At 60.0% G+C, this 23,915-nt stretch carries 19 protein-coding genes and 2 pseudogenes; 15 read left to right on the top strand and 6 right to left on the bottom strand.

The window, feature by feature from the left end:
- Positions 1-52: 52 nt before the first annotated feature.
- Positions 53-808: pseudogene (locus AC54XV_RS11850) on the bottom strand (MCP four helix bundle domain-containing protein); the annotation flags it as partial.
- Between the two features lie 205 nt (positions 809-1,013).
- On the opposite strand from AC54XV_RS11850, the gene AC54XV_RS11845 reads away from it, so the two are divergent.
- Complete coding sequence (locus AC54XV_RS11845; RefSeq protein ID WP_003407890.1) at positions 1,014-1,958, top strand: DNA/RNA non-specific endonuclease; 945 nt, start codon at positions 1,014-1,016, stop codon at positions 1,956-1,958.
- A 97-nt stretch (positions 1,959-2,055) separates the two neighbouring features.
- Here AC54XV_RS11845 and AC54XV_RS11840 read toward each other — a convergent pair whose 3' ends face one another.
- The 4 genes from AC54XV_RS11840 to AC54XV_RS11825 form a co-directional block, all read right to left on the bottom strand.
- Positions 2,056-2,976, bottom strand: a complete 921-nt coding sequence (locus tag AC54XV_RS11840; protein ID WP_003407888.1) for a substrate-binding domain-containing protein — start codon at positions 2,974-2,976, stop codon at positions 2,056-2,058.
- Between the two features lie 18 nt (positions 2,977-2,994).
- On the bottom strand, positions 2,995-4,980 hold the full coding sequence (locus AC54XV_RS11835; RefSeq protein ID WP_053275516.1) for a methyl-accepting chemotaxis protein: 1,986 nt from the start codon (positions 4,978-4,980) through the stop codon (positions 2,995-2,997).
- 205 nt (positions 4,981-5,185) lie between these two features.
- The gene (locus AC54XV_RS11830) at positions 5,186-6,022 is read right to left on the bottom strand and encodes a DUF1206 domain-containing protein (protein WP_024647903.1); all 837 of its coding nucleotides are present in this window, start codon (positions 6,020-6,022) and stop codon (positions 5,186-5,188) included.
- 108 nt (positions 6,023-6,130) lie between these two features.
- Positions 6,131-7,231 (bottom strand): SMP-30/gluconolactonase/LRE family protein, encoded by a 1,101-nt coding sequence (locus AC54XV_RS11825; protein ID WP_011267530.1) that lies wholly within the window; start codon positions 7,229-7,231, stop codon positions 6,131-6,133.
- A gap of 190 nt (positions 7,232-7,421) precedes the next feature.
- Here AC54XV_RS11825 and AC54XV_RS11820 point away from each other — a divergent pair, with 190 nt between their 5' ends.
- The 3 genes from AC54XV_RS11820 (at position 7,422) to AC54XV_RS11810 (ending at position 9,337) form a co-directional block, all read left to right on the top strand.
- Positions 7,422-7,793 carry a hypothetical protein gene (locus AC54XV_RS11820; protein ID WP_011267529.1) on the top strand — a complete coding sequence of 124 codons (372 nt, stop codon included), beginning with the start codon at positions 7,422-7,424 and terminating at the stop codon, positions 7,791-7,793.
- Positions 7,794-7,795: 2 nt separating this feature from the next.
- Positions 7,796-7,978, top strand: a complete 183-nt coding sequence (locus AC54XV_RS11815) for a DUF1289 domain-containing protein (RefSeq protein WP_003315517.1) — start codon at positions 7,796-7,798, stop codon at positions 7,976-7,978.
- A gap of 105 nt (positions 7,979-8,083) precedes the next feature.
- On the top strand, positions 8,084-9,337 hold the full coding sequence (locus tag AC54XV_RS11810) for an MFS transporter (RefSeq protein WP_032653840.1): 1,254 nt from the start codon (positions 8,084-8,086) through the stop codon (positions 9,335-9,337).
- Positions 9,338-9,343: 6 nt separating this feature from the next.
- On the opposite strand, the gene AC54XV_RS11805 is transcribed toward AC54XV_RS11810, so the two are convergent.
- The gene (locus AC54XV_RS11805) at positions 9,344-10,093 is read right to left on the bottom strand and encodes a carbon-nitrogen hydrolase family protein (RefSeq protein ID WP_060405974.1); all 750 of its coding nucleotides are present in this window, start codon (positions 10,091-10,093) and stop codon (positions 9,344-9,346) included.
- A gap of 160 nt (positions 10,094-10,253) precedes the next feature.
- Between AC54XV_RS11805 and AC54XV_RS11800 the strand changes: the two genes are divergently transcribed.
- The 11 genes and pseudogenes from AC54XV_RS11800 to AC54XV_RS11750 form a co-directional block, all read left to right on the top strand.
- The gene (locus tag AC54XV_RS11800; RefSeq protein WP_058399476.1) at positions 10,254-11,555 is read left to right on the top strand and encodes an Nramp family divalent metal transporter; all 1,302 of its coding nucleotides are present in this window, start codon (positions 10,254-10,256) and stop codon (positions 11,553-11,555) included.
- A gap of 188 nt (positions 11,556-11,743) precedes the next feature.
- Positions 11,744-13,855 (top strand): TonB-dependent siderophore receptor, encoded by a 2,112-nt coding sequence (locus tag AC54XV_RS11795; protein WP_496718719.1) that lies wholly within the window; start codon positions 11,744-11,746, stop codon positions 13,853-13,855.
- A gap of 53 nt (positions 13,856-13,908) precedes the next feature.
- Positions 13,909-14,637 carry a DUF4198 domain-containing protein gene (locus AC54XV_RS11790; RefSeq protein ID WP_024652293.1) on the top strand — a complete coding sequence of 243 codons (729 nt, stop codon included), beginning with the start codon at positions 13,909-13,911 and terminating at the stop codon, positions 14,635-14,637.
- Positions 14,638-15,036: 399 nt separating this feature from the next.
- Complete coding sequence (locus tag AC54XV_RS11785; RefSeq protein ID WP_024652292.1) at positions 15,037-15,492, top strand: hypothetical protein; 456 nt, start codon at positions 15,037-15,039, stop codon at positions 15,490-15,492.
- Between the two features lie 297 nt (positions 15,493-15,789).
- On the top strand, positions 15,790-16,656 hold the full coding sequence (purU, locus tag AC54XV_RS11780) for a formyltetrahydrofolate deformylase (RefSeq protein WP_058822643.1): 867 nt from the start codon (positions 15,790-15,792) through the stop codon (positions 16,654-16,656).
- Positions 16,653-17,555 (top strand): bifunctional methylenetetrahydrofolate dehydrogenase/methenyltetrahydrofolate cyclohydrolase FolD, encoded by a 903-nt coding sequence (gene folD / locus AC54XV_RS11775; protein WP_058822644.1) that lies wholly within the window; start codon positions 16,653-16,655, stop codon positions 17,553-17,555. Before purU ends, folD begins: the two co-directional genes overlap by 4 nt.
- Positions 17,537-18,778 carry an FAD-dependent oxidoreductase gene (locus tag AC54XV_RS11770; RefSeq protein ID WP_057457805.1) on the top strand — a complete coding sequence of 414 codons (1,242 nt, stop codon included), beginning with the start codon at positions 17,537-17,539 and terminating at the stop codon, positions 18,776-18,778. The genes folD and AC54XV_RS11770 overlap by 19 nt, the downstream gene beginning before the upstream one ends.
- A 13-nt stretch (positions 18,779-18,791) precedes the next feature.
- Positions 18,792-19,097, top strand: a complete 306-nt coding sequence (locus AC54XV_RS11765) for a sarcosine oxidase subunit delta (protein WP_058822645.1) — start codon at positions 18,792-18,794, stop codon at positions 19,095-19,097.
- Positions 19,094-22,000, top strand: coding sequence for a 2Fe-2S iron-sulfur cluster-binding protein (locus tag AC54XV_RS11760; RefSeq protein WP_058822646.1), 2,907 nt, complete (start codon positions 19,094-19,096; stop codon positions 21,998-22,000). Before AC54XV_RS11765 ends, AC54XV_RS11760 begins: the two co-directional genes overlap by 4 nt.
- A gap of 3 nt (positions 22,001-22,003) precedes the next feature.
- Positions 22,004-22,576, top strand: a complete 573-nt coding sequence (locus AC54XV_RS11755; RefSeq protein WP_003407283.1) for a sarcosine oxidase subunit gamma — start codon at positions 22,004-22,006, stop codon at positions 22,574-22,576.
- Between the two features lie 214 nt (positions 22,577-22,790).
- Positions 22,791-23,873 (top strand): annotated as a pseudogene (locus AC54XV_RS11750) (HAMP domain-containing protein); the annotation flags it as partial.
- Between the last annotated feature and the right edge of the window lie 42 nt (positions 23,874-23,915).

Raw genomic sequence — 23,915 nt, 5'->3', positions numbered from 1 at the left:
TGACGTCATTGGCATTGCTGCGCACCACTTCGATCATGCTGCGCAGGTCACGCTGCATGATCGCCAGGCTGCGAATCAGCATGCTGGCTTCGTCACGGCCACGGGACTCGGCAATGGGTTCGCTGAGGTTGCCATGAGCAATGCTGTCGGCAATACGACTGGCGGACGCAAGCGGGATCATGATGCTGCGCGTCACCCAATGCCCCTGGACCAGCAGCAGCAAAATACTGATCGAAAGCACGACCGCCAAGGTGAGATTGGCACTGCGGGTGGTCTGACGGGTGCGTTCGCCGCTGGCTTTGGAGTTGTCCTCGATCAGGTCACTCAAGGTCGACATCTGCCCCTCCAGTTGCGTGAAGGCGCTGGAGAACGTACCCAGATCTTGCTGCGCACGGTCCGGGCTGTCGATGGCCAGCCCGACAATCCGCTCGCCTGCGCTGATATAAGCGTCGAGGCTTGGCTTTATCCTGCTCAGCTCCGCCTTGATGGCATCGGTGAGCGGCAGTTGCAGGTTATCGCTCACGACCTTGCGAAACAGTGCGGCATGCTCTTTCAGGGATGTCTGCACTTCGTCACGCGTGCTGTTGCTCCTGCCCAGACCAAACAGCATCGCCGACAGCACATCGGCACGCAGCGCGTCATGCATCATGTCGGCTTCCAGGTGATTGCCCAGCGCAGCCATGCTGACTTCACTGTCGAGCATCGCCGCCTCCATGCGCGTGTTACCCAGGTAGTTGACCAGGCTGATGATCATGACGGTCAGTACACTGGTGCCTATCAGCAAGAACAGACGTAGCTTTATCGACATCCTGTAGCCCTCCGGTCAATGAAATAACGCGAGCTGCGGATTGCTCTTATCAACAGCTTATCGACGCACGTTGCCAGATACTTAAGCCTATTTAACGGAATTTGCCGAATCGGCAGTCGATCATGTCGAACGTCCGGCCTGACGCCACTCTGTAACGCGTCTATGGTGAACTAAACACATTCAATCCCCCACAGGAGCAAGCACTGTGCCTGACAAGAAGTTCGCCATCGATCTCGCCTACCGTCCCCGCCTTGCCGACCTCAAACCGCTGACGTCGACGACCCCATTGCTCGAACCACAGGCGCTTGCCGCAGGACGCACCACACCAGCAAGCGACTTGAAAAAACGCACCGGCTATGCAGAGAACTTCCTCGGCGATTTTATCGTGCCCTGGCCGACTGCCGACGAGGAGCTTGCGCCTGACGTCTATCCTTTGAAGAACGCCGGCGATCGCCTCGATTACACGCACTTTTCCATCACCATGTCGCGCAGTCGGCGTCTGGCGCTGTATGTCGGCGTCAACATTGACGGTGCCAACAGTGTAGAGGTCAAGCGCAGCAAGGATTCCTGGGCATTTGACGGCCGTCTGCCCGCCGAGGCGCAGATTGGCGAGAGCGTGTATGCCGACAACCTGCTGGATCGCGGCCATCTGGTTCGGCGTCAGGACCCTAACTGGGGCAAGGAAGCCGAAGTTGCCAACAGCGACACCTTCCACTTCACCAACTGCTCGCCGCAGATGGGCGCGTTCAACCAGAAGACCTGGCTGGAACTCGAGGACTACATTCTCGACAACACACGACGCTGGAAATCACGGGTAACGGTGTTCACCGGCCCGGTGCTGCGCGACGACGACCGCAGCTACCGCAACGTCAAAATCCCTTCTGCATTCTGGAAGGTCGTGGCGTTTCTCGGTGATGACGGCAAGCCTTCGGCCAGTGCCTACATGATCGACCAGACCCGCGAGCTGGGTAAGCTGGACATCATGTTCGGCCCACTCAAAACCTGGCAACGCAGCGTCGCGCAGATCGAACAACTCACCGGCATTCGCTTTGGCGACCTGTCCAGCTACGACGGCTTCTCCAACGAAGAACGCCTGACCGGCACACGCATCGAAGCCCAGATCCGCGGACCGCAGGATATTCGAGTCTGACTTGCCGGTAAGCGCGCCCTGCTCCATGTTCGACCCCGAGTGTGCAGCAAGGACACAAACGTGTGACGCCCAGCGCCACACGTTTGTAACCTGAGCACTACTCGAACTGCTGACGATTTTCCGGAGTAATGAGCTTGAACGGCACCCAGATGACCGGGGACGCCAGGGTTTCGCCGCGCGCCATGCGCATCGCGGCATCCACTGCGCCGTTAGCCTGCCCGAGCGCATCCTGGAACACGCTCACCGCCATCTTGCCTTCGGCCATCAGCTTCAAACCGTCCGGGGTGCCGTCGATCCCGCCCACCAGGTAATCACCCGCCTTTTTACCGGTTTTTTCCAGCCCCATGATTGCCCCAATGGCCATTTCGTCGTTGTTGGCGGCGATGATGGAGAAGTCAACGCCCTGTTTGACCCATTCAATCACGATGGTCGCAGCCTGACTGCGCTCCCAGTTGCCGATTTTCTTCTGCACAACCTTCATGTCCGGGTACTTGGCGACCACCTTCTCCACGTCCTCGGTGCGCATGACCGATGATTTGTTGCTCGGGTCGCCGACCAGAATCACCACATTGCCCTTGTAATTGGCACGGCGAGCCAGCTCTTCCATCTGCAATGTGCCGGATTCCAGTTCGTCGGAGCCGACGAACGCCGTCAGTGCAGGCCACGTGGCAGGCTCAGGATTGCGATTGACGAATACCAGCGGAACCTTGGCCTCGTTGGCCAGACGCATCATTTCCGGTGCACTTTTGCCACTCACCATCGCGACAACGATGGCATCGACTTTCGAGTTCACCAGATTGCGAAACTGCCGCATCTGCAGCTCCACGTCGTCCTGGCCGTTTTCCATGAAAATGTCGGCGTCCAGCAGGGCTACCTGTTTTTCCACGCCGTGGCGCAGGATGGTCTGGAAGTTGTCGTTATATTTGGCCATGCCTACACCGATCAGCGGCGTGGCCGCCTGCGCCAGGCCAGCGAACAGCAGGCTCGCACTCAGGGAAATCGATAACCACTGTTTCATGTTCTGACTCCCGGGGCGTTAAACGCTGAAATGATGGAGCAGCTCGCGCTGATCCCTGGCCATTTTCGACAGGTCCTGACTGCTGATTGCCGATTGCTCGGCACCGTCGGCGGCCTGCTGGGCGGAATCGTTGATGTGCGTGACCATGCGACTGGTCTCCTGCACGGTCGCGCTTTGCTGTTCGGTGGCCGCAGCGATCTGAATGTTCATGTCGCGAATCACATCCACCGCCTCGCCCATTTCCACCAGCAATTGATCAGCGCCGGAGGCCAGTGTCACGCAATGGTCGGACTGGATCTGGCTTTCGTTCATCACCTCTACCGCCGAATGGATCTTGCTCTGCATCTGCCCGATCATTTCCTGGATCTCGCTGGTGGAGGTCTGAGTGCGACTGGCCAGCGAGCGCACCTCATCGGCCACCACCGCAAAGCCCCTGCCCTGCTCACCAGCCCGCGCCGCTTCGATGGCTGCGTTGAGCGCCAGCAGGTTAGTCTGTTCGGCAATGGTGCGAATGGCGTCGACGATGCCGTCGATGTTCTGCCCGTATTTCTGCAACTCGTCGGTCACCGCAGACGCCTTGTTGACCTGCTCAGCCTGCTGGCGAATGTTGACGATGGTTTCAGCCACGCGCTTTTGCACTTTCCCGGTCAACTCACTGGTGCTGTCCACCGCGCCACGGGTGTCCTGAGCCCGACGGGCGACTTCCTCGACCGTGCTTTCCATTTCATTCATGGCTGACGCGGCAGAGTTGAGACGATCCTTCTGCTCGTCGACCACGCGGGTAGTCTGCTCACTGATCTGCGCGTTCTGGCTGGCGGTCAGCGCCAGGGCATCGGCCGACCCGATCAGCTGACGAAACGTCTGTTGCAACGACTGGGTGAATTCATTGAGATAACCCCCCAACTCACCAAACTCATCGCGGCGGCTGACGTCGAAACGTACCCGCATGTCGCCACTGGTGAGCGTCTTCAAAACCTCGCGGAACGCCGCCAGAGGGCGACGCAGGCTGAAGGCGACCCATGTGCCGATGATCGCTGCCGCCATGACGGCCAGCAGACAGGCGATCAGCAACAGGCTGAGGCTGGTGGCGATGGTCGAATCAGCCCCGGCCTTGGCCTCGTTGGCCACCGCCAGTGACTGATTGCCGAACTCGCCAATCTTGCCCAGCGTTGCTTGAAGACGGGTTTCCGCTGCCTGGCGCTGTTTGTCGACCTGCTCGGCGAGTGCCGCTTCCTGCCTGTAGGCCTGATAAACGCCGTCGCTGCCGGTCAGGTCGTTCAGCAAGCGGTTGACCATCACGCTGGCAATCCGGCCAGCGCGCGGGTCGACTGCGATGAGCTCCCGTGTGCGGCTGCTGATCACCTCATCCTGCAGGTTGAGCACGCGCTGCAAGGTCTGAATATTCGGTGTGGCGGCATGGGCAGCCAGACCTTCGTAGGATTTGCCGACGTCCAGTAACAGCTTTTCCCCCGCCGCCACCGTCTCGGCGGAGCCGGCGTTGCGCTCGCGGGCAATATAGTCACGAAGATAACCGGTCAGTTGCGCGCCCTGAGTGCTGCTGTAGCCCTGCAACACTCGGCTCTGAAGTGCCTGCAGAACGTGCTGTCGATGGCTGGCAATCAGCGTCTGCGCCTGCTCGGCATAAGCCGCACTCAGTTGGCGTTGCTGGTTCAGGTTGTCGCGCAGTTCGGCACGATCGCCAATGTAGGCAGGCGTGCTGTCCAGCAACTGATTGAACCGGGTCATGCTGTCGTTGAACGGCTGCTTGCCATCATCGATCTGTTTGGGATCAGTGCTGACCAGAATCCCGAGCAGTGCCTGGTTGGCGCGCAGCACATGCACGTAAAGCTCGCTCGCCGCCCTGCTCAAGGGTGCGGACTGCCCTGTGATGACGCTGATCCGATCGCTTATGGAATGGGTGCTTTGATAGCTGATACCTGCCATGGCGAGCAGCAGTAACACCAGCACAGCAAACCCACCGATCACTCGCTGAAGAATGGTCATGGCTATCCTCTTTTATTTTTATTGCGCTGAATCTGATCCGGGCCCGCGTGGAGAACGTCAGTCCGGAAAATGATCGCAGCGCTAAAGAGAATGTCGGCCGCACCAAGGACGACTTGAGACGTAGATCACATTATTTTTACTGGCAGGCGCCACTAAGGGACTGCCTGACCTGAGACGTCACGCAGTCCTCTACCAGAATACGGGATCAGCGGAAATGGCGCGCTACAGCCTCCGGCGCGTCAGGCACGTCCATATTGATCCTGCGCCAGGCCGCCTGGGCGAAGCTGTACACCGAAAACGCAATCAGCCCAAGTGCCACGATCAGCAATACCAGGCCGCCTGCGGGCAGATCCTGCAAACCGTTGAGCGCATCTTTCATGCCCGGCGGGTGCATGGCCTGATAACTGGAACCGCTCACTGCCAGTAGCACGGCAATTTCGATGAACGCCACGCCGCGGGCGATCAAGCCGAAGCGCGATACCGGACGCACGTACTTCATGACGTCTTCATCGGCCTCGAAATACTTCTCGAAGGACGCCTTGTAGCCCTTGATGATGTGCACAATGCCCAACCCCAGGGGCACCAGGGCGACCACATAGACCAGCAGATTGGAGTGATCCCAGGACAGAATGGCTGCCAGCAGGTCCTTGGCCTGACCACCACCCGATGAGCCTCCGGAGCTCTTCAGCCCACTGACCAGCAGGCCCAGGGCAAAGAACGCCAGTGCGCCGTAAGTAAAGCCGCCCACCAACAGACCGCCGCGAATCACCAGCCCTTTGAATTCGCGGCCATGATGGTCAACGTCCCGGGTAGCCTGCAAGACACGCCATGCCGCAAACGCCAGCAGACCGACGATCACCACTCCGACCAGAACGCCGCCGAAAGGCTGACTCAACAGCGCTTCAAGACTGCTGTGGCTGTCGGCCGGCTGCGAGGAGCCCTGCGCCGCCAGTACCGCGAACAGACCAATAATCAGATAAACAACCCCACGGGCGGCATAACCGCCTCGCGCAAGTAGAACAAGGCCGCGTTGCGCCGACATAAATAACTATCCCTGAAAGTAATTACAGGAACAGACCGGGCATAGTCCGAGGGGTTCGACCCGATTGACGACGCGTCGTGTCATACGCCGTCATCGGATCACGCGCTGTCAGGCAAACGTGGCACCGCGCGCGTTCACGAACACCGAATAAAGCGAATGGCTGCTGGCCATGAACAGCCGATTGCCCTCTCTCCCGCCGAAGCAGACGTTGGCGCAGCGCTCGGGCAGGCTGATATGGCCGATGGCCTTGCCTTGAGGGTTGAACACTCGTACACCGTCGAGTTTCTCCATATCCGCCTTGGGATCACCGTTACCGCCCCAGCCGCACCACAGATTGCCGCTCTCGTCGCACTTGATGCCGTCGATCGCCGCGTAGTCCAGGCCTTCGATGAGCTTGCCCCGCTCGCCCAGCGTGCCGTCTTCGTTGACCGCTATCGCCCAGATGAGGCCGTGGGGTTTGGCGCGCCCCTCGACCACATACAAGGTTTTTTCATCCGGCGAAAAGCACAAGCCATTCGGACCGGCCAGATCATCGATCACCCTGGAGACTTTGCCGTTCGCGGGGTCTATGCGATAGACGCCGAAGGGTTGCTCCTGCTTGACCTTTTGACCTTCGTAGTTGCTTTCGGCCTGGAAGGTGGGATCGGTGAACCAGATAGACCCATCACGTTTGCAGGCGATGTCATTGGGCGAATTGAAAGGTTTGCCCTCGAATCTGTCGGCCAGCACAGTGATGCGCCCGTTGTACTCGGTACGCGTCACGCGCCGCCCCTCGGTGGTCGTGCTGGAGCCCTCACAAACCAGCAGCCGGCCCTGACGGTCGCGACACATGCCATTGGAAAAGTTCGAGTGCTCGCGGTACACCGACAGCTCACCCGTCACCTCGTCCCAGCGCATGATGCGATTGTTGGCAATATCGCTGACCAGCAGGTAGCGACCGTCACCGATCCACACCGGCCCTTCGGCCCAGCGCATGCCGCTGGCCAGTTTCTCGACGCTGGCATTGAATATTCGTATGTGGGTAAAGCTGTCGTCCAGCACACTGACCAAAGGGTCGGGATAACGCTGGGTCAGCGGCTGAGCGCTGGAAAGACGCGGCAATGCGCCAATGGCGGCAACGGTTGCCGAAACGGCCAGCGACTGCTTGAGAAAGCCCCTGCGGCTTTGATCGGGTGTGCTGCCTGATGATGAGAGTTCCATGATGAGCATCCATTATATTTATTGTCGGAAAGGCGCGCGTCTTGCGGCCGCACGTCATCCTACAAGATACCGCTGGGCGGCTTGAATAATGGCCGTTTGCGATCAGACTTCGCCTGCAGATATACCGCCTCCCATGCTTCGACACACACTCGCGATAAGGTATCTTGCGCCACTCCTTTTCAACGCCCCAAGGTCCACCATGCCCTCCAGCAAACGCGAACAGGCCCAGACAGATCGGCGTCTGGTGAGCGCATTGACGCACGCCTGCGAGACCGCCAAGGCCGAGATGCCCGGTTTCTGCTGGCTGACTCATGAAGTCGATTACGCGGCGTTCCCGGCCAGCCTGCAGGTGGTGTGGGTGTTCGATACGCTGGCCGACAAGAACGCTGCGCTGCAGCGCGGGTTGGACGAGCGGATGATCGGTCTCACGGTAGAGGCACTTGACGATGCCCAGGTCAGCCTGTCGAATGCAGCGGCGCATGTGCATGTCGACTGCGAAGAGCAGTGCCTGCGCGAGAACGCGGGCAACTGGCAGCAGCGCATCAAACGCAAATACGCCAGCCGAGGTTGAGCATGGCCAAGGACATCGAAAACCCGTGCATTTCCGTGTGCCAGCTCAGCGGCGATCTGTGCGTGAGCTGCGGGCGTACCAAAGACGATATCCGCAAGTGGAAGCGCATGAAACGGCCCGAAAAAATGGCTGCCGTGCAACGCGCGACCCAGCGACTGAAAAGCCTGCAGAAAAAGAGCATTTGAAGCCTAAATTTCATCTTGGGTGCGGAAACTTCTTTAAAACGGCCCGGGTCAGTATTACCCGTGACTCGGTTGCCTGGGGTCGGACGAATTACAGGAATCTCACTCTTGGTCAGTCATGCAGATCGCCGCAACACCCTTTCACTGGATAGCCTGAATTTCTTCCTTGCCGATGTCCGCGATGGCCTGGGCCCGTATCTGGCGATCTATCTGCTGGCGGTGCACAAATGGGACCCGGCCAGCATCGGCGTGGTGATGACCATTGCCGGCATTGCCGGGCTGCTGACCCAGACACCTGCCGGGGCGCTGATCGACCGTACGCCCTACAAGCGCGCCATGATCGGTGTGGCGGCCTTGCTGGTGACGCTGAGTTGCCTGATTCTGCCCTTCACCTCGTCTTTTTCCGTTGTCGCCCTGACCCAGGCGTTGAGCAGCATTGCGGCCTCGGTATTTGCACCGGCCATCGCGGCCATTTCCCTGGGAATCACCGGGCCCAAAGCGTTTACCCGCCGTACCGGGCGCAACGAAACGTTCAACCACGCCGGTAATGCCTGCGCAGCCCTGCTGGCTGGCGGCTTCGCCTACCTCTTCGGACCTATTGCGGTGTTCTACCTGATGGCCGCTATGGCGCTGGCGAGTATTGTCGCGGTCAGCTTCGTTTCCGCAGACGCCATCGATCACGACGTGGCGCGGGGTTTCGATGCCAGCCACGACGTCAGTGGTCATCAACCGTCGGGCCTTTCTGCGCTGTTGAGCAACAAGCCGCTGCTGATGTTCGGTATTTGCTGCGCGCTGTTCCATCTGGCTAACGCGGCGATGCTGCCGCTGGTGAGTCAAAAGCTCTCACAGATCAACATGCAGATGGCCACACCGCTGACCTCGGCGTGCATCGTCGCGGCCCAGCTGGTGATGGTGCCGGCCGCGCTGCTGGTCGGCATGAAAGCGGATGTCTGGGGGCGCAAGCCGCTGTTGCTGGCCGGTTTTCTGTTCTTGCCGATTCGCGGTGTGCTCTACACCTTTTCCGATGATCCCTATTGGCTGGTGGCGGTGCAGATGCTCGACGGCATCGGCGCGGGCCTGTTCGGTGCCCTGTTCCCCTTGATGGTCAAGGACCTCACCCAAGGCAGCGGGCGTTTCAACGTGAGTCTGGGTGCGCTGTCCACGCTGTTCGGACTGGGTGCAGCGCTGAGCAACAGCCTGGCGGGTTTTGTCGTGCATGCAGCAGGTTACAGCGCGGCATTTCTGACCCTCGCCGGCGTGGCAGCGGTAGCGTTCTGCCTGTTGTGGCTGGCCGTGCCGGAGACCCTTTCGCGCTCGCATAATGAGCCCGAGCTCAAAGCGGACAATGCCGTGGGCGCGTGACCACCCTTAGTCCACCGTAACCGCCCTCACCCGCCAGCCCTCGCGCTGGCGGGTTGCGATTACCAGACCACCTCCTTCACCTTGCATCCCGCCAACCCAGCGCCCTGCCTCGTCCCACAGACCACTGCGCCCCGCCGACTGCCAGCCGCCGGTCGGCCCGCCATGATTGGCTATCAACACCGGCAGCGAGTGACGGCGGGCATGCCCCGAAAGCAGTCGGGCATCGTATTCATAGCCTCCCGGCGAGATCAGCACACTGGCTGCGTACACCCAGGCTGCGCCTTGCGCCATGCGTTGCGCGTGCTCGGCGTGGGCGAAGTCTGCACACACGCACAGACCGATACGGTGCTGATCAAGTGGCAGATAGCAGTCCTGGTTGCCGGCGCTGAACACGACGTCTTCCCCGGGATGCAGATATTGCTTGGCGTAGGCGATGACATCGCCCCCGGCGGTGAAGGTCAGCGCGCCAATCAAGACGCTGTCGTTCGGCCCCCTGAGCGGCATGCCAAGCGTGGTGGTCAATCGCAATTTTTTAGCCAGTGCCACGAGCGGTGCCAGACGCGCATCGTCTGCAAGCAAAGCCAGCTCAAGAGCCAATTCCGGCTCGTAGCCTGTCAGTGACAACTCGGGAAACAGCAAGTAACTGGCGCCCAGCTCAGATGCCCGCTGCATGAACGCCAGATGCCCGGAGAGATTGCTTTCGATATCTCCCCGTGCAGAACAGAATTGAGCAGCGGCGAGCATTGGAAACGTCATGGGCTCTCCAGATAAACGGGGTTGACAGACGCGAGCTTAGCCTGCATCACAGCCGGTTCACACATAGTTACATTTTTACCAACGACCCATGTTGTACGACGTCTTATCTTGTCTGGCAGTGACTGACATCTCATTACAATAAAAAACGGAGATTCACCGCATGCCGCCTACCCCGTCTCTCAAAGAAACGGCCACGCCAGTAGCCGAACCTCGTCTCAAGAAATTTGCAAAATTACTGGGGCCCGGCATCATCGCCGTGCTGTCCTGGCTGGGCGCGGGCGATCTGATCACCTCATCGGTGGCAGGCGCCAGTTATGGTTACGCCATGATGTGGGTACTGGCGATTTCGCTGCTGCTCAGGTTTCTGATCGTCAACATCATCGCCCGCTTCCAGCTCTGCAATAACCAGGGCATGACCATCCTCCAGGGTTACGCGCAACTGCACCCGCTGTTCGCCTGGTTCATGCTTGGCTACGCATTGCTCATGGGGCATTTGATCAACGCCTACATGATCAAGGGCGCCGGCGAGGCACTTGCCATGCTGCTGCACATCGACCAGCCACTGCTCTGCTCCGTCGCAGTGGTAATTGCCGTGTGGCTGTTGGTGGGCCGCAATATCTACGCAATGATCGAAGGCGTGATGAAGGTGCTGCTGGCGATCATGACCCTGGCGTTTCTGACCCTGGCGATCATGTCCGGGCCCGACGTCACCGGCATCATCAAGGGCACCATCGGCTTCAGTATTCCGCCTGATGAAGGCGTACACGGCGCGCTGCTGGTGGCGGTCTCGGTGATCGGCGCCGTGGCCGGGTCGATCGCCAACTTCGTCCACCCTTACGTGATGCGTGAAAAAGGCTGGACCGGCCCCGAGCACAAGCGCATCCAGCGCAACGATCTGCTGTTCGCGGTGATCGTCGGCATCGTCATCAACCTGGCCATCTGGGTGGTGGGTGTCGAAATCCTGCGGCCCAACGGTATTCAGGTCAACACCCTGGCGGACTTGGGCAAGGCGCTGGAGATCTTCTTCGGCCCGCTGGGCTGGTACATCTTCTTCATCGGCGTATTCGCCACGCTGTTCGCCAGTATTTCCGGCAAGACCACAGCCTTTCCGATGCTGATCACCGATGCTTTCCAGCACATCCAGCCCAAGCGCCGCGAACGCTACGGCAAAGTGTTCCACAACGACCCGATGCACCGGTGGTTCATGCTGTTCATTCTGGTCACCCCGCTGATCTGGTCGCTGCCCGGCATGCCGGACTTCGTGACCCTGACCCTGGGCGTCAACGCGCTGAATATCATCGGGTTGCCCGTCATCTCGCTGGGGCTACTGATCATGTCCAATCAGAAGTCACTGTTGAGCAAGGAATACCGCAACAACTGGTTCGAAAACATCGCGCTGACCTTCGCCACCGGACTGGCGTTGTGGGTGGCGTTTCAACTCGGGACAGAGTTGCTGGCGTGAGTGAGCAAGGTCCATTTCCTCAACAGAGATGGACCTCACGCGTTATCCCTATTCCCACTACCTGAATCCTGGTCCTCAAGCCCGGGACGCCTGCTGATAGATGCGACGGTTACATCTCCCCTTCAACAAACAGCAATAATTCTCAACGGGGATGTTATATTGTATCTATTACTATCAGGAAGTCTCACATGTCGTCTCGTAGAATCGTGTCTCTGGCAGGCTTGGCAATCGGGGTTTTTGGCAACACGGGTTACGCGGAGGAAAGCCCGCAGACCATTGAACTGGAAAGCGTCAACGTCACTTCCGACTATCAGTACGAGACGGCGACCAGCCCGGTCCAGGGCTATCGCGCCACCCGCTCGGCCACGGCCACCAAGACCGACACCGCCATCGCGGATATCCCGCAGTCGATCAGCGTCGTACCTGCCTCAGTACTCAAGGACCTTGGCAGCAGCAATGTCGAGCGCGCGCTGGATTTTGCCGGCGGCGTATCCAAGCAGAATAACTTCGGCGGTCTGACGCTTTACGAGTACAGCATCCGCGGCTTCACCACGTCCGAGTTCTACAAGGACGGCTTCAGCGCCAACCGCGGTTACCCAGCCACGCCGGATGCCGCAAATATCGAACGTATCGAAGTGCTCAAAGGCCCCGCCGCCAGCCTGTACGGGCGTGGCGATCCGGGCGGCACGGTCAACATCGTCAGCAAAAAACCCCAGCGTGAAGCCTTTACCACCTTGCAGACCAGCGCAGGCAGTTGGGATCGCTATCGCACCGCGCTGGACGTCAACACGCCGCTGGATGAAGAAGGCAATCTGCTTTCGCGGGTCAATCTGGCCGTCGAAGACAACAACAGCTTTCGTGACCATGTAGAGAGCAAACGGGTGTTTGTCGCCCCGTCCTTCAGCTGGCAATTGAACCCTGACACCCGTCTGCTGGTGGAAACCGAGTTCGTGCGCCACACATCGACGTTCGACCGAGGCGTGGTCGCCCCCAACAACAAGTGGAGTGGCGTGTCGCGCTCGACCTTCCTCGGTGAGCCGGACGATGACATCGATAATGACAACAACATGATGCAGTTCGCCCTGGACCACCAGCTCAACGATGTGTGGTCGCTGCGTCTGGCCAGCCATTACAAACAGGGCGATATGTCGGGTTTTGCCAGCGAGGCGCGCCCGCTGAATGCCGACGGGCACACGGTCAATCGCCGTTACCGTGAGCGCGACAACAACTGGCATGACAGCATCACCCAGTTGGAGTTACGCGGCCGTTTCGATGGCCTGGGCGTCGAGCACGAGGTGCTGATCGGCACCGAGTACGAGAACTATCGCAAGAACGAACGCGTCACGACCATCGCCGGCAGCCCTTACGCCATCGACATCTACAACCCGGTCTACGGCCAGCCGAAACCCGCTGGCGCACGCTCCGGTACTGATTTTTACGAGCATGTCGAAAGCCGCGCGCTGAACCTGCAGGACCAGATTGTCTTTACCGACAAGCTGCGCGGCATGATCGGGGCACGCTACGAACACTTCGATCAGCAGGTCGATGACTTCACCACCAACGCCACCTCCGGGCAGCGCCAGGACGCTTTCACTCAGCGCGCCGGGTTGCTTTATCAACTCACACCGCAGGTCGGCCTGTTCGCCAACGCCTCCACCTCGTTCAAGCCCAACAATGGCCTGGATGCCGCAGGCAAAACCTTCGACCCGGAAGAAGGCGTCGGCTACGAAGTCGGAATCAAGAGCGAACTGTTCGACGATCGCCTGAGCACGACCCTCGCCGCCTTTCATATCGAAAAGGAAAACGTTCTGGCCCTGGACCCCGGCACCGACACCAATCGCGCGGTGGGCAAGGCTCGCAGCCAAGGCTTCGATGTGCAATTTACCGGGCAGGTCAGCGAAGCCGTTCGGCTCATCGGTGCCTTCGCCTACATTGACGCCGAAGTGACCAAGGGCGACCAGAGCATCCCCACGGGCAGTCGCATCCTTGGCGTCGCCAAACACAGCGGCAGCCTGCTGGGCGTCTATGAGTTCCAGGAAGGCGCGTTGCGCGGCTCGGACGTGGGCGCGGCGTACACCTACGTCGGCGACCGCTCGGGGCAGTCGGGCGCTGACTTCGAGTTGCCGGCCTACCAGACCGTAGACCTGCTGGCGCATTACAAAGCCAGCGACAACGTCACGGTGGGTTTGAACCTGAACAACATTTTCGATGAAAAATACTACGAGCGCTCCTACAGCAACTACTGGGTCGCGCCTGGCGAACCGCGCAACGTTACGGTGAGCCTGACCCTCAGCCTCTGACGCCCATGACACCCGATTCAATAGACCCTCGCTCACATCAACAAGGACGCATCATGCTTTCAAGCAAACCTTTCCTGGCCCTGAGCCTGCTCGGCGCTTTATTCGCCAGTCACGTCAATGCGCACGGCCTATGGACCGAACAGCGTCGCGGCAATATCGAAGTGGTCTACGGCCATGGCGCCGAAGACAACGCCTTCAAGGCGCAGAAAGTCAGCGGCGCGTGGGCCTACGACCTGCAAGGCAAAATGATCCCGGTGACGGTACAACGTCTTGAAGACCACGCGCGTCTGGTGCCGCTCAAGCCGCCTGCGGTCATGAGCATTGCGCTGGATAACGGCATGTGGACGCGCAACGCCGAGAAGCAATGGATCAATGAGGGCCGCAGCAAAGTGCCCAACGGCACCGACTCCATCCATACCTTCAAATACAGCGTGGCGATATACGCAGAAGGCGCGCACCTGCCAGCGTTCAACAAGCTGAATTTCGTGATCGTGCCGCAGACCGATCCCTTGAAAGTCGGCGCAGGCAAACCACTGCCGGTGCGCGTACTGATCGACGGCAAACCCGCCGCCGGCATCAAACTGATCGGCGATTACCGCAGCGCACCGGACGCCGTCAGCGCTGAAACCGATGCACAGGGTCTGGCCAGCGTCATCGTGCGTAACGAGGGGCTGAACATCATCGCCGCCGAAGTCACGCTGCCCGTCAAGGACAACGCCGACATCGCCGAACGCGGCTTGTTTACCTCGCTGACGTTTGTCGGTGAGGCGCATCACGACTGATGACGCGCAGTAGCAAATTGCTTCTATTCAGGTACGCAAAGTATCTTCGGCCGACGTTGCCGGAGAACTTTGCTGATCGAACCTTGCGCGTGCCTGCTCGATTGCCTGTCTGTTATTGCTTGCCCATGCGGACAGCATTTCCAGCTGCGGTTTCAATGAGTGGCCGAGTTCGGTCAAGTCATAGCAAACAAGGTCGACGCCTTGGTCAGGCAGTCGGGATCAATCAAAGACCCCGTCCAGTAGAGGTGTGCAGACCATTCCCCAAGAGCCTGACCATCGGATGCGTGCGCGACTATACAATTTTGTACAAAATAGATACATCAAGCTAAAGGCCCCGCTGTTGCGGGCCGATAGGCGTATTAGACAAGACTCCACAAATGCTCCGGGACCGGAACCTCAATGAAAATCACACCTTTCGACACCACTCCGATCATGAGTATTCAGGTCGTGACCTCAACGCCAGCTTCGGTGACAGAAAGCTCCGCAGTGTCAAGTGTCACACCTTCAGCTGTTAAGGTTCAGATCTCGAATGAAGGTCAGGAAAAACTCGAAAGTGAAAAGAACGCAGACATCGATCAGTCCGGCCTGCCTGAGGACGTCAAGGAAGTCTTGAAAAACATCCGCAAGCTTCAGGATCAGATCGCTGAAAAGAACCAGGAATTGATGGAACTGCTGAACGACAAGACCCTGTCGGAAGATGAGAGGAAACGGCAGAGAGAGCTTTTGACCTCCACCATCAGAAGCATGCAATCAGCGTTGTCCCAAGCCACGAGCGCGCTGAATAACGCGATGTCGTCCAATAATATGGACTCCGACAGCCGTAGCCAGGCCAAGGGCCTGATCGGGATGAAATAGGCGTCACGCATCGACCGGGCCCTGAATATTTCCAGCGGGCGCAATGCTCCGCCGGAATAGCAGCTTGCCAGCACAGTAAAATCTGGCAACGCCGCGCGCCCCCCCTAGAAACCCGCAATATTCCCTTTAGCAAACAAAGTTTCCAGAAACCTCTGGACGCTGGATTTCCTTTCGCCTATAAAACAGCCTTCAAGAATATTAAATTCCTGTAGAGAATTTTATTCGTCGACGAAAAACCTCTGCATCTGACCTTTTTCGCCCTGCGCCGAACTGCCGCCACCCTTCAGAGGACACGCCATGCAACACGAGAAGAACCATTTCATCCTGAAGATCAGCTGCCCGGCGACCTCCGGCATTGTCGCGGCGGTGACTTCCTACCTGGCTGGCAACAGCTGCTACATCGGTGAAATGGCCCAGTTCGACGATGAGTACAGCGGCACCTTTTTCATGCGCGCCGTGTTTCGTTTCAACGATGGTCATGAGGGTGACATCCAGCAGTTGAAAGTCGGCTTCGATGCCGTGGCCAGCGACTTTGCCATGCAGTGGGAACTGCATGACACGCGCCGGCCGATGCGTGTGCTGCTGATGGTCAGCAAGTTCGATCACTGCCTGACCGACCTGCTGTACCGCTACCACAAGGGCGAAATGGACATGACCATCACCGCCATCGTCTCCAATCACCTGGATTTGCGACCGATGGCCGAACGCGAGGGCATTCGTTTCATTTACCTGCCCGTGACCAGGGAAACCAAGGCTGCGCAGGAAGCCGCGCTGATGAAGGTGGTCGATGAAACCGGCACCGAGCTGGTGGTGCTGGCCCGCTACATGCAGATTCTCTCCGACGACCTGTGCCAGCAACTGGCGGGCCGGGCGATCAATATCCACCACTCGTTTCTGCCGGGTTTCAAAGGCGCGAAGCCCTACCACCAGGCTTACGAGCGCGGTGTGAAGCTGATCGGTGCCACCGCGCATTACGTCACCAGCGACCTGGACGAAGGTCCGATCATCGAGCAGGAAGTGCAGCGCGTCGATCACGTCTACCTGCCGGCCGACCTGGTCGCGGCGGGACGCAATAACGAAACCATCGCGCTCTCGCGGGCCGTCAAATATCACCTGGAGCACCGCGTGTTTCTCAACACGGATCGAACGGTGGTGTTCCGATGAGCGCACACATCATCGACGGCAAGGCCGCCGCCGCTCGCGTTCTGCAACAGGTCAGACACGATGTAGAAACCCTGAAGGCCGAAGGCATCGAACCGGCGCTGGCGGTCATTCTGGTCGGTAATGACGCGGCCAGTGAGGTCTACGTACGCAACAAGATCCTGCGCGCCGGGGAAGCCGGCATTCGCTCGCTGGAGCACCGCCTGCCGGCCGACAGCAGCCAGGCACGCTTACTGGCGTTGATTGCCGAATTGAACGCCGACAACACGGTAAACGGCATTCTCCTGCAACTGCCCTTGCCCGCTCACATCGATGAAAACCGCGTCCTGCAGGCTATCGACCCGGACAAGGACGTTGACGGTTTTCACAGTGAAAACGTCGGTGGCCTGAGCCAGGGGCGCAACGTACTGACGCCCTGCACCCCCAGCGGTTGCCTGCACTTGCTGGAAGAAACCTGCGGCGATCTGAGCGGCAAGCATGCGGTGGTGATCGGTCGCTCCAACATCGTCGGCAAACCCATGGCGGCTCTGCTGCTGCAAGCGCATTGCTCGGTGACGGTGGTGCATTCGCGCAGTACCGACGCCAGGGCCTTGTGCCAGTTGGCCGACATCGTCGTGGCGGCGGTTGGCCGTCCGCGCCTGATCGATGCCAGCTGGCTCAAGCGCGGCGCGGTGGTGATCGACGTCGGCATCAACCGCATCGAGGACCATGGCCGCAGCCGCCTGGTGGGCGATGTCGATTTCGCCAGCGCCACCGAAGTCGCCTCTGCCATCACCCCGGTCCCCGGCGGGGTCGGCCCGATGACTATCGCCTTTCTGATGAAAAACACCGTGACTGCTGCCCTGCAGCAGGCCCACGCGCAACGCAGCCAACCGGAGGCCGTATGCCTTTCAACCTGTTGAAATACGGGCTCAGCTCGCAGTACCCGGTCGAGGTGGATCTGCCTGCGCCCAAGGAACTGAAGTCCTCCTACGACGTGGTGATCATCGGCGGCGGCGGGCATGGCCTGGCCACCGCTTACTACCTGTCGAAATACCACGGCATCACTAATATTGCCGTGCTGGAAAAAGGTTACCTGGGCGGCGGCAACACAGCGCGCAACACGGCGGTGATCCGCTCCAATTACCTGACCAGCGAAGGCGTGAAGTTCTATACCGAGTCGGTGAAGATGTTTCAGGGCCTGTCCAACGAGTTCGACTTCAACATTATGTACTCCGAGCGCGGCCAACTGACCCTCGCGCATACCGATGCCACGGTCCGTTCGTTCCGCCAGCGCGCCGAGGTCAACAAGCATTTCGGCGGCCGCACCGAGATGATCGACCGCCAGCAGATCCGCGAACTGGTGCCGAGCCTCAATCTGGACCCCGGCCATCTGCCGGTGCTCGCCGGCCTGTGGCACATCGACGGCGGCACCGCCCGGCATGACGCGGTCGCCTGGGGTTACGCCAAGCAGGCGGCCAAGCGTGGTGTGGAGATTCATCAACTGACCGAAGTGCAGGAACTGGTGATCGAGAACGGCACCATTAAGGCGGTGAAGACCAATCGCGGCACCATCCAGTGCGGTTGCGCCGTGCAGGCGGTGGCGGGCATGAGTTCGCAGATGATGAAGAAGGCCGGGATTCGTTCGCCGATCCAGACTTTCCCGCTGCAAGCGATGGTCACGCAACCCTTCAAGCCGTTCCTCGACCCGCTGGTGAGCTCGTCCGCCCTGCATTGTTATGTGCAGCAGACCAGCCGTGGCGAAGTGGTGTTTGGCGGTGGCTCTGATCCCTACCCATTGTTCAACAGCCGCTCGACGCTGGAACTCAAGGAAAGCCTGCTGGCCCACGCCATCGAGATGTTTCCGTTTCTGGCCAACGCCAAACTGATGCGCCAATGGGCCGGGATCACCGACATGACCCCGGATTACAGCCCGATCATGGGCCTTTCGCCGGTCAGGAATTACTACCTGGATGCGGGCTGGGGCACCTGGGGCTTCAAGGCCACGCCGATCTGCGGCAAGACCATGGCCGAACTGGTGGCCAGCGGCGGCAAGGTGCCCGAGTTGATCAGGCCGTTCGCGCTCGACCGCTTCTCGACCTTTCAGCAAGTCAACGAAATGGGCGCAACAGCGGCCAGCCACTGACGGAGAGCGACACATGAAAATCATGACCTGCCCGCTCAACGGGCCGCGCAACATCAGCGAGTTCACCTACGGCGGGGAATTCAAACACATGCCCGACCCGCAAACCTGCAGCGACAGCGAGTGGGCCGATTACGTGTTCAACAGTGAGGACACGCTGGGCGTGGTGCGCGAGTGGTGGATGCACACCCCCTCCAGCTACTGGTTCCTGGCCGAGCGCCACACTGGCAGCGACGAGATCATCCGCACCTTCGACCCACGCGAACTATTTACCGCACGCATCGACTTCACACCTCTCGCCTCCAAGGAGATCGCAGGATGACCACCCCCGCCCGCCTGCCCGCGCCCATGGGCCTGCTGATCGATCGCACCCGGCCGCTCACGTTCAGCTTCGATGGCAAAACCTATCAGGGCCTGCAGGGCGACAGTATTGCCAGTGCCCTGCTGGCCAACGGTCGCTTCCTGCTTTCGCGATCGTTCAAGTACCACCGCCCGCGCGGCCCGCTGACCATGGCCGGGCAGGATGCCAACAGCCTTATCCAGTTGCCTCACGAGCCCAACGTAATGGCCGACACCGTTGCCCTGCAGGAAGGCTTGCAGGCCTCCGGCCAGAACTTCAACGGCTCGCTGGACAACGATCGGGACGCGTACCTGGGCAAGTTCTCGAAGTTCATGCCGGTGGGTTTCTACTATCGCTCGTTCTACAAGCCCAAGGGCATGTGGAAGGTCTGGGAGCCGATCATTCGCAAGAAGGCCGGCCTTGGCGTGCTGGACCTGACCTTCCAGCCCGAGTACTACGACAAGGCCTACCTGTTCACTGATCTGGCGGTGATTGGCGCAGGACCTGCCGGCTTGCAGGCGGCACTGAGCGCTGCCAATGCCGGCGCCAAGGTGTTGCTGATCGAACAGCAGCCCATCCTCGGCGGTTCACTGGCGTATGCCCGCTTCGATGTCGACGGCCTGCGCGCCGAGCAACTGCGGCGTGAACTGGTCGCTGCGGTAGAAGCACATGACAATATCCAGGTGCTCAAACAGGCGACCTGCAATGCCTGGTTCACCGACAACTACCTGCCGGTGATTCAGGGCAAGCGTTTGTACAAGGTGCGCGCCACACACTGTCTGGTGTGCAGCGGCTCATTCGATCAGCCAGTGATTTTCCGCAACAACGACCTGCCCGGCGTGATGCTGACCAGTGCTGCACAGCGTCTGATCAAGTTGTACGCCGTCAAGCCCGGCAAACGCGCGGTGGTGCTGACCGGCAATGATGACGGTTACCTCGCCGCACTGGATTTGCACGATCAGGGCGTCGACGTGGTCGCAGTTGCCGACATGCGCAACAGCCCGTCGGACCGGACGCTGCGGCTTGCGCTGGAGAAGCGCGGCATCGTCTGCCACGTGAACACAACGGTCTATGAAGCGCTGCATGAGAAAGGCATGCGCCATGTGAGCGGCGCCGAGCTGCGCAAGATCACCGGCCAGGGGCAGGTGGCGAACAGCGGTTCGCGTGTCGACTGCGACCTGCTGTGCATGTCCGGCGGCTATATGCCGGTCTACCAGTTGTTGTGTCAGGCCGGCGGCAAGCTGGCCTATGACGATCAACAGGCCGAATTCGCCATCAGCAGCCTGCCGCAGAACCTGAGCATCGCAGGCTCGGTCAACGGTTACCACGCGCTGGACAACGTAATGGCCGATGCGGCGCATGCCGCCGCCAGCGTGGTCTCGGCACTGGGCCTGACCTCGGCTGACACCCCAGCCGCGCTGCGCAGCGAAGCGCAGGTCAACTTCGCCTGGCCGATCTTCCCGCACCCTGACGGCAAGGATTTTGTCGACTTCGACGAAGACCTTCAGGTACGCGATATCGTCAATGCCACGCGCATCGGCTATCGCGACATCCAGTTGGTAAAACGCTATTCCACGGTGGGCATGGGCCCGTCGCAAGGTCGTCACTCGGCACTGCCGACTGCAAGACTGGTGGCCGCTTCGACCCAGCGCAGTATCAGTGAAACCGGCGTGACCACAGCCCGGCCGCCCTTCGAGGCAGAGAAACTGGCACACGTTGCAGGCCGTGCCTTCGATCCGTATCGGCAGACGCCCATGCACCAGCGTCATGTGCAGGCAGGCGCGAAAATGATGCCTGCCGGGATCTGGCAGCGTCCGGCGTTCTATGGCAAACCCTCGCAACGCGACGCATGCATGCAGCATGAAGCGCTGCACGTACGCAACAAGGTCGGCATCATCGACGTGTCGACACTCGGCGGCCTGGACGTACGCGGCCCCGATGCCGCCGAGCTGCTCAACCGCCTGTACACCTTCGCCTTTCTCAAACAACCGGTCGGGCGTTCGCGTTATGCGCTGATGACCAACGAGCAAGGCGTGGTCATCGACGACGGCGTTTGCGCGCGCTTTGCCGAACAGCATTTCTACGTCACCGCGACCACCAGCGGTGTGGATCGCATTTATCAGCAGATGCTCAAGTGGAATGCCCAGTGGCGTCTGAACGTGGACATCACCAACGTCACGGCGGCCATTGCTGCGGTCAACGTGGCGGGCCCGGATTCGCGCAAGGTGCTGGAGCAGGTCTGTACCGACCTTGATCTGTCTGCCGAGGGTTTCCCTTATCTTGGCGTGCGCCTGGGCACGGTCGCCGGCATCAAGGCGCGGCTGTTGCGGGTCGGTTTCGTCGGCGAACTGGGCTACGAGATCCACGTCCCCGCTCGTCACGCGCTGAGGCTCTGGGATGCACTTGTCGAGGCTGGCAAGGCCTTCGACATGCGTCCGTTCGGCGTCGAGACGCAACGGCTGTTACGTCTGGAAAAAGGCCACGTCATCATCAGTCAGGACACCGATGGCATGACCCATCCGGCCGAGATCGACATGGGTTGGGCGGTCAGCCGCAGCAAGCCTTTCTTCGTCGGCCGCCGCTCGGTGGACATCCTCGAAGCCCAGCCGCAGAAGCGCAAGCTGGTTGGCTTCACCTTGCCCAAAGCCAGCCCGCTGCCGCTTGAGGGGCATCTGGTGCTCAAAGGCCCGGACATCAGTGGCAACGTGACGTCCTGCGAGTACTCCTCGACCCTGGGCATGATCATCGGCATGGCCTATGCCGCGTTCGACCAGAGCACACCCGGCCAGCAGATTCCGATCCGCGTCGAAGACGGTGTGGTGGTTCAGGCAACCGTCGTCAAACTGCCGTTCTTCGACCCTGAAAACCAGCGCCAGGAGCTCTGACCCATGACCAGCCTTATCCAGAACAGTCCTGTCGGCGCCAACCCGCGGGCCTTGTGCACACTGCAAGACCTGACCGATCGGCCACGCGTGGGATTTCGCGGCACGCAAAGCGCTGACTACCTGACGGCACGCGGTTTCAGCCTGCCCGAGGCACCGAACCGCGCCATCACACAGGCGGACGGCAGCCATGTCGCACGCCTTTCGCAGACCGAATACCTGCTGCTGGGCAGCCCGCTGGATGACGGGCAGCGCATCGCTGATGAAGAAGCTCGCTGGGAGCTGGACCACAGCGCCAACTACCTGCTGCCGCGCGAAGACAGCCATGCCTGGCTGCAACTGAGTGGCCCGTGCATCGCCGAGGTGATGGCCAAACTGTGTGGCGTGGATCTGCGCCCGGGGGCTTTTGCTCCCGGTTCGGTGGCGCAGACCTCGGCAGCGCGCATCAATGTGATCGTCATCAACCTCGGCGCGCAGGCCGAACCCTGTTTCCAGATCCTCTTTGACCGGGCTTCACTGGCTTACTTTAAGGACGCAATGCTGGATGCCATGACCGAGTTTGGAGGGCGCTACCTATGAACAACAGGTTACTGCATCAGTGAGTAAAGGTCGTTTCGTGCTCATGAACGACAACAAGTGTCTGTTACCGCCACGCCACCTAAAGAATGCTGGCATAAAGCCGTTGAACTCTTGGTAGACCATAAGAGCGCCCTTCAGGCCAACGCCTCGGGGCGCAGACTGCACCCATGCAGCGCCCAACACTTGCGGCAGTAACGGACATCCCGGAGCTCGAATGAATATCAAACAAAAATTGACGTGGGCGTTCGCAGTCATTGCGTGCTTGCCCATATTAGTCGTCGCCGCCATCGTGGTCGTGAACCTGCGTGACAAGGCGACCAGTGATTTCGTGGACAGCAGCGCGCGTGAAATTCGCCAGGTCGACAACGCCATGCAGCTGTTTTTCGACGGCATTACGCAGAACGTCAATTACATCGCGGCGCACCCGCTGATCGCCGGGGCGAGCGACGATTTCCGCAACTACATGGGCGCAACGCCTCCTCCGCAGTCCGAGAATGACAGGCAGGCGACCGAGCTGTTCGCCAGTATCGCCAAGGCTCACCCGGCCTACTCCTACGTCTCTTATGGTCTGATCAACGGCAGCTACATCATGACGCCGGAAGACCCGAAAATGAGCAACTACGACCCGCGTGTGCGGCCGTGGTACAAGACTGCAATGGCCAATGCCGGCAAGACTGTGCGCAGCGATGCCTATTACTGGGCCAACGACGATGCTGTACTGGTCAGCACCATCCGGGCGATTCCCAACAAACTGGGCAACCCTGGCGGCGTGGTCAATATCGACGTATCGCTCAAGCAGCTGACCAACATCGTCAAGCAGATCAAACTGGGCGAAAGCGGCTATCTGATGCTGATGGAAAAGAACGGCACGGTGCTGGTCGATCCCAAACAGCCCGAGCACAATTTCAAGAAACTGGGTGAACTGGGCGACGGCTTCAGCGAGCTGGCGAAAACCGCCAGTGGTCTGGTCGAGGTGACACTCAACGGCGAACGTTACATGGCCAACGTTTACTCGTCCGAACAACTGGGCTGGAACTTCATCGGCCTGATCAAACAGGACGAAGTGATGGCCTCGGCCACCCGCCTGACCTGGTTGATCGGCATCATCGCGGCGGTGCTGGCGGTGGTCTTTGCGATTGTCGGTGCCAGTTTTGCCCGCGTTATCGTGCGTCCGATCCACAGCGTTTCCAGCGGCCTGGAAGGCATCGCGGGCGGTGAAGGCGATCTGACTCAGAACCTCGCCGTGCGCGGCAAGGATGAAACCGCGCAACTGGCGGGCTGGTTCAACAAGTTCCTGACCGCGATTCGCAGCCTGATCCAGCACATCGGTCAGGCCGCC

This window comes from Pseudomonas fragariae (ex Marin et al. 2024), from assembly GCF_059621105.1.
Note: the sequence above shows the minus strand (reverse complement) of the source record. Positions and strands in the feature narration are given on the sequence as shown.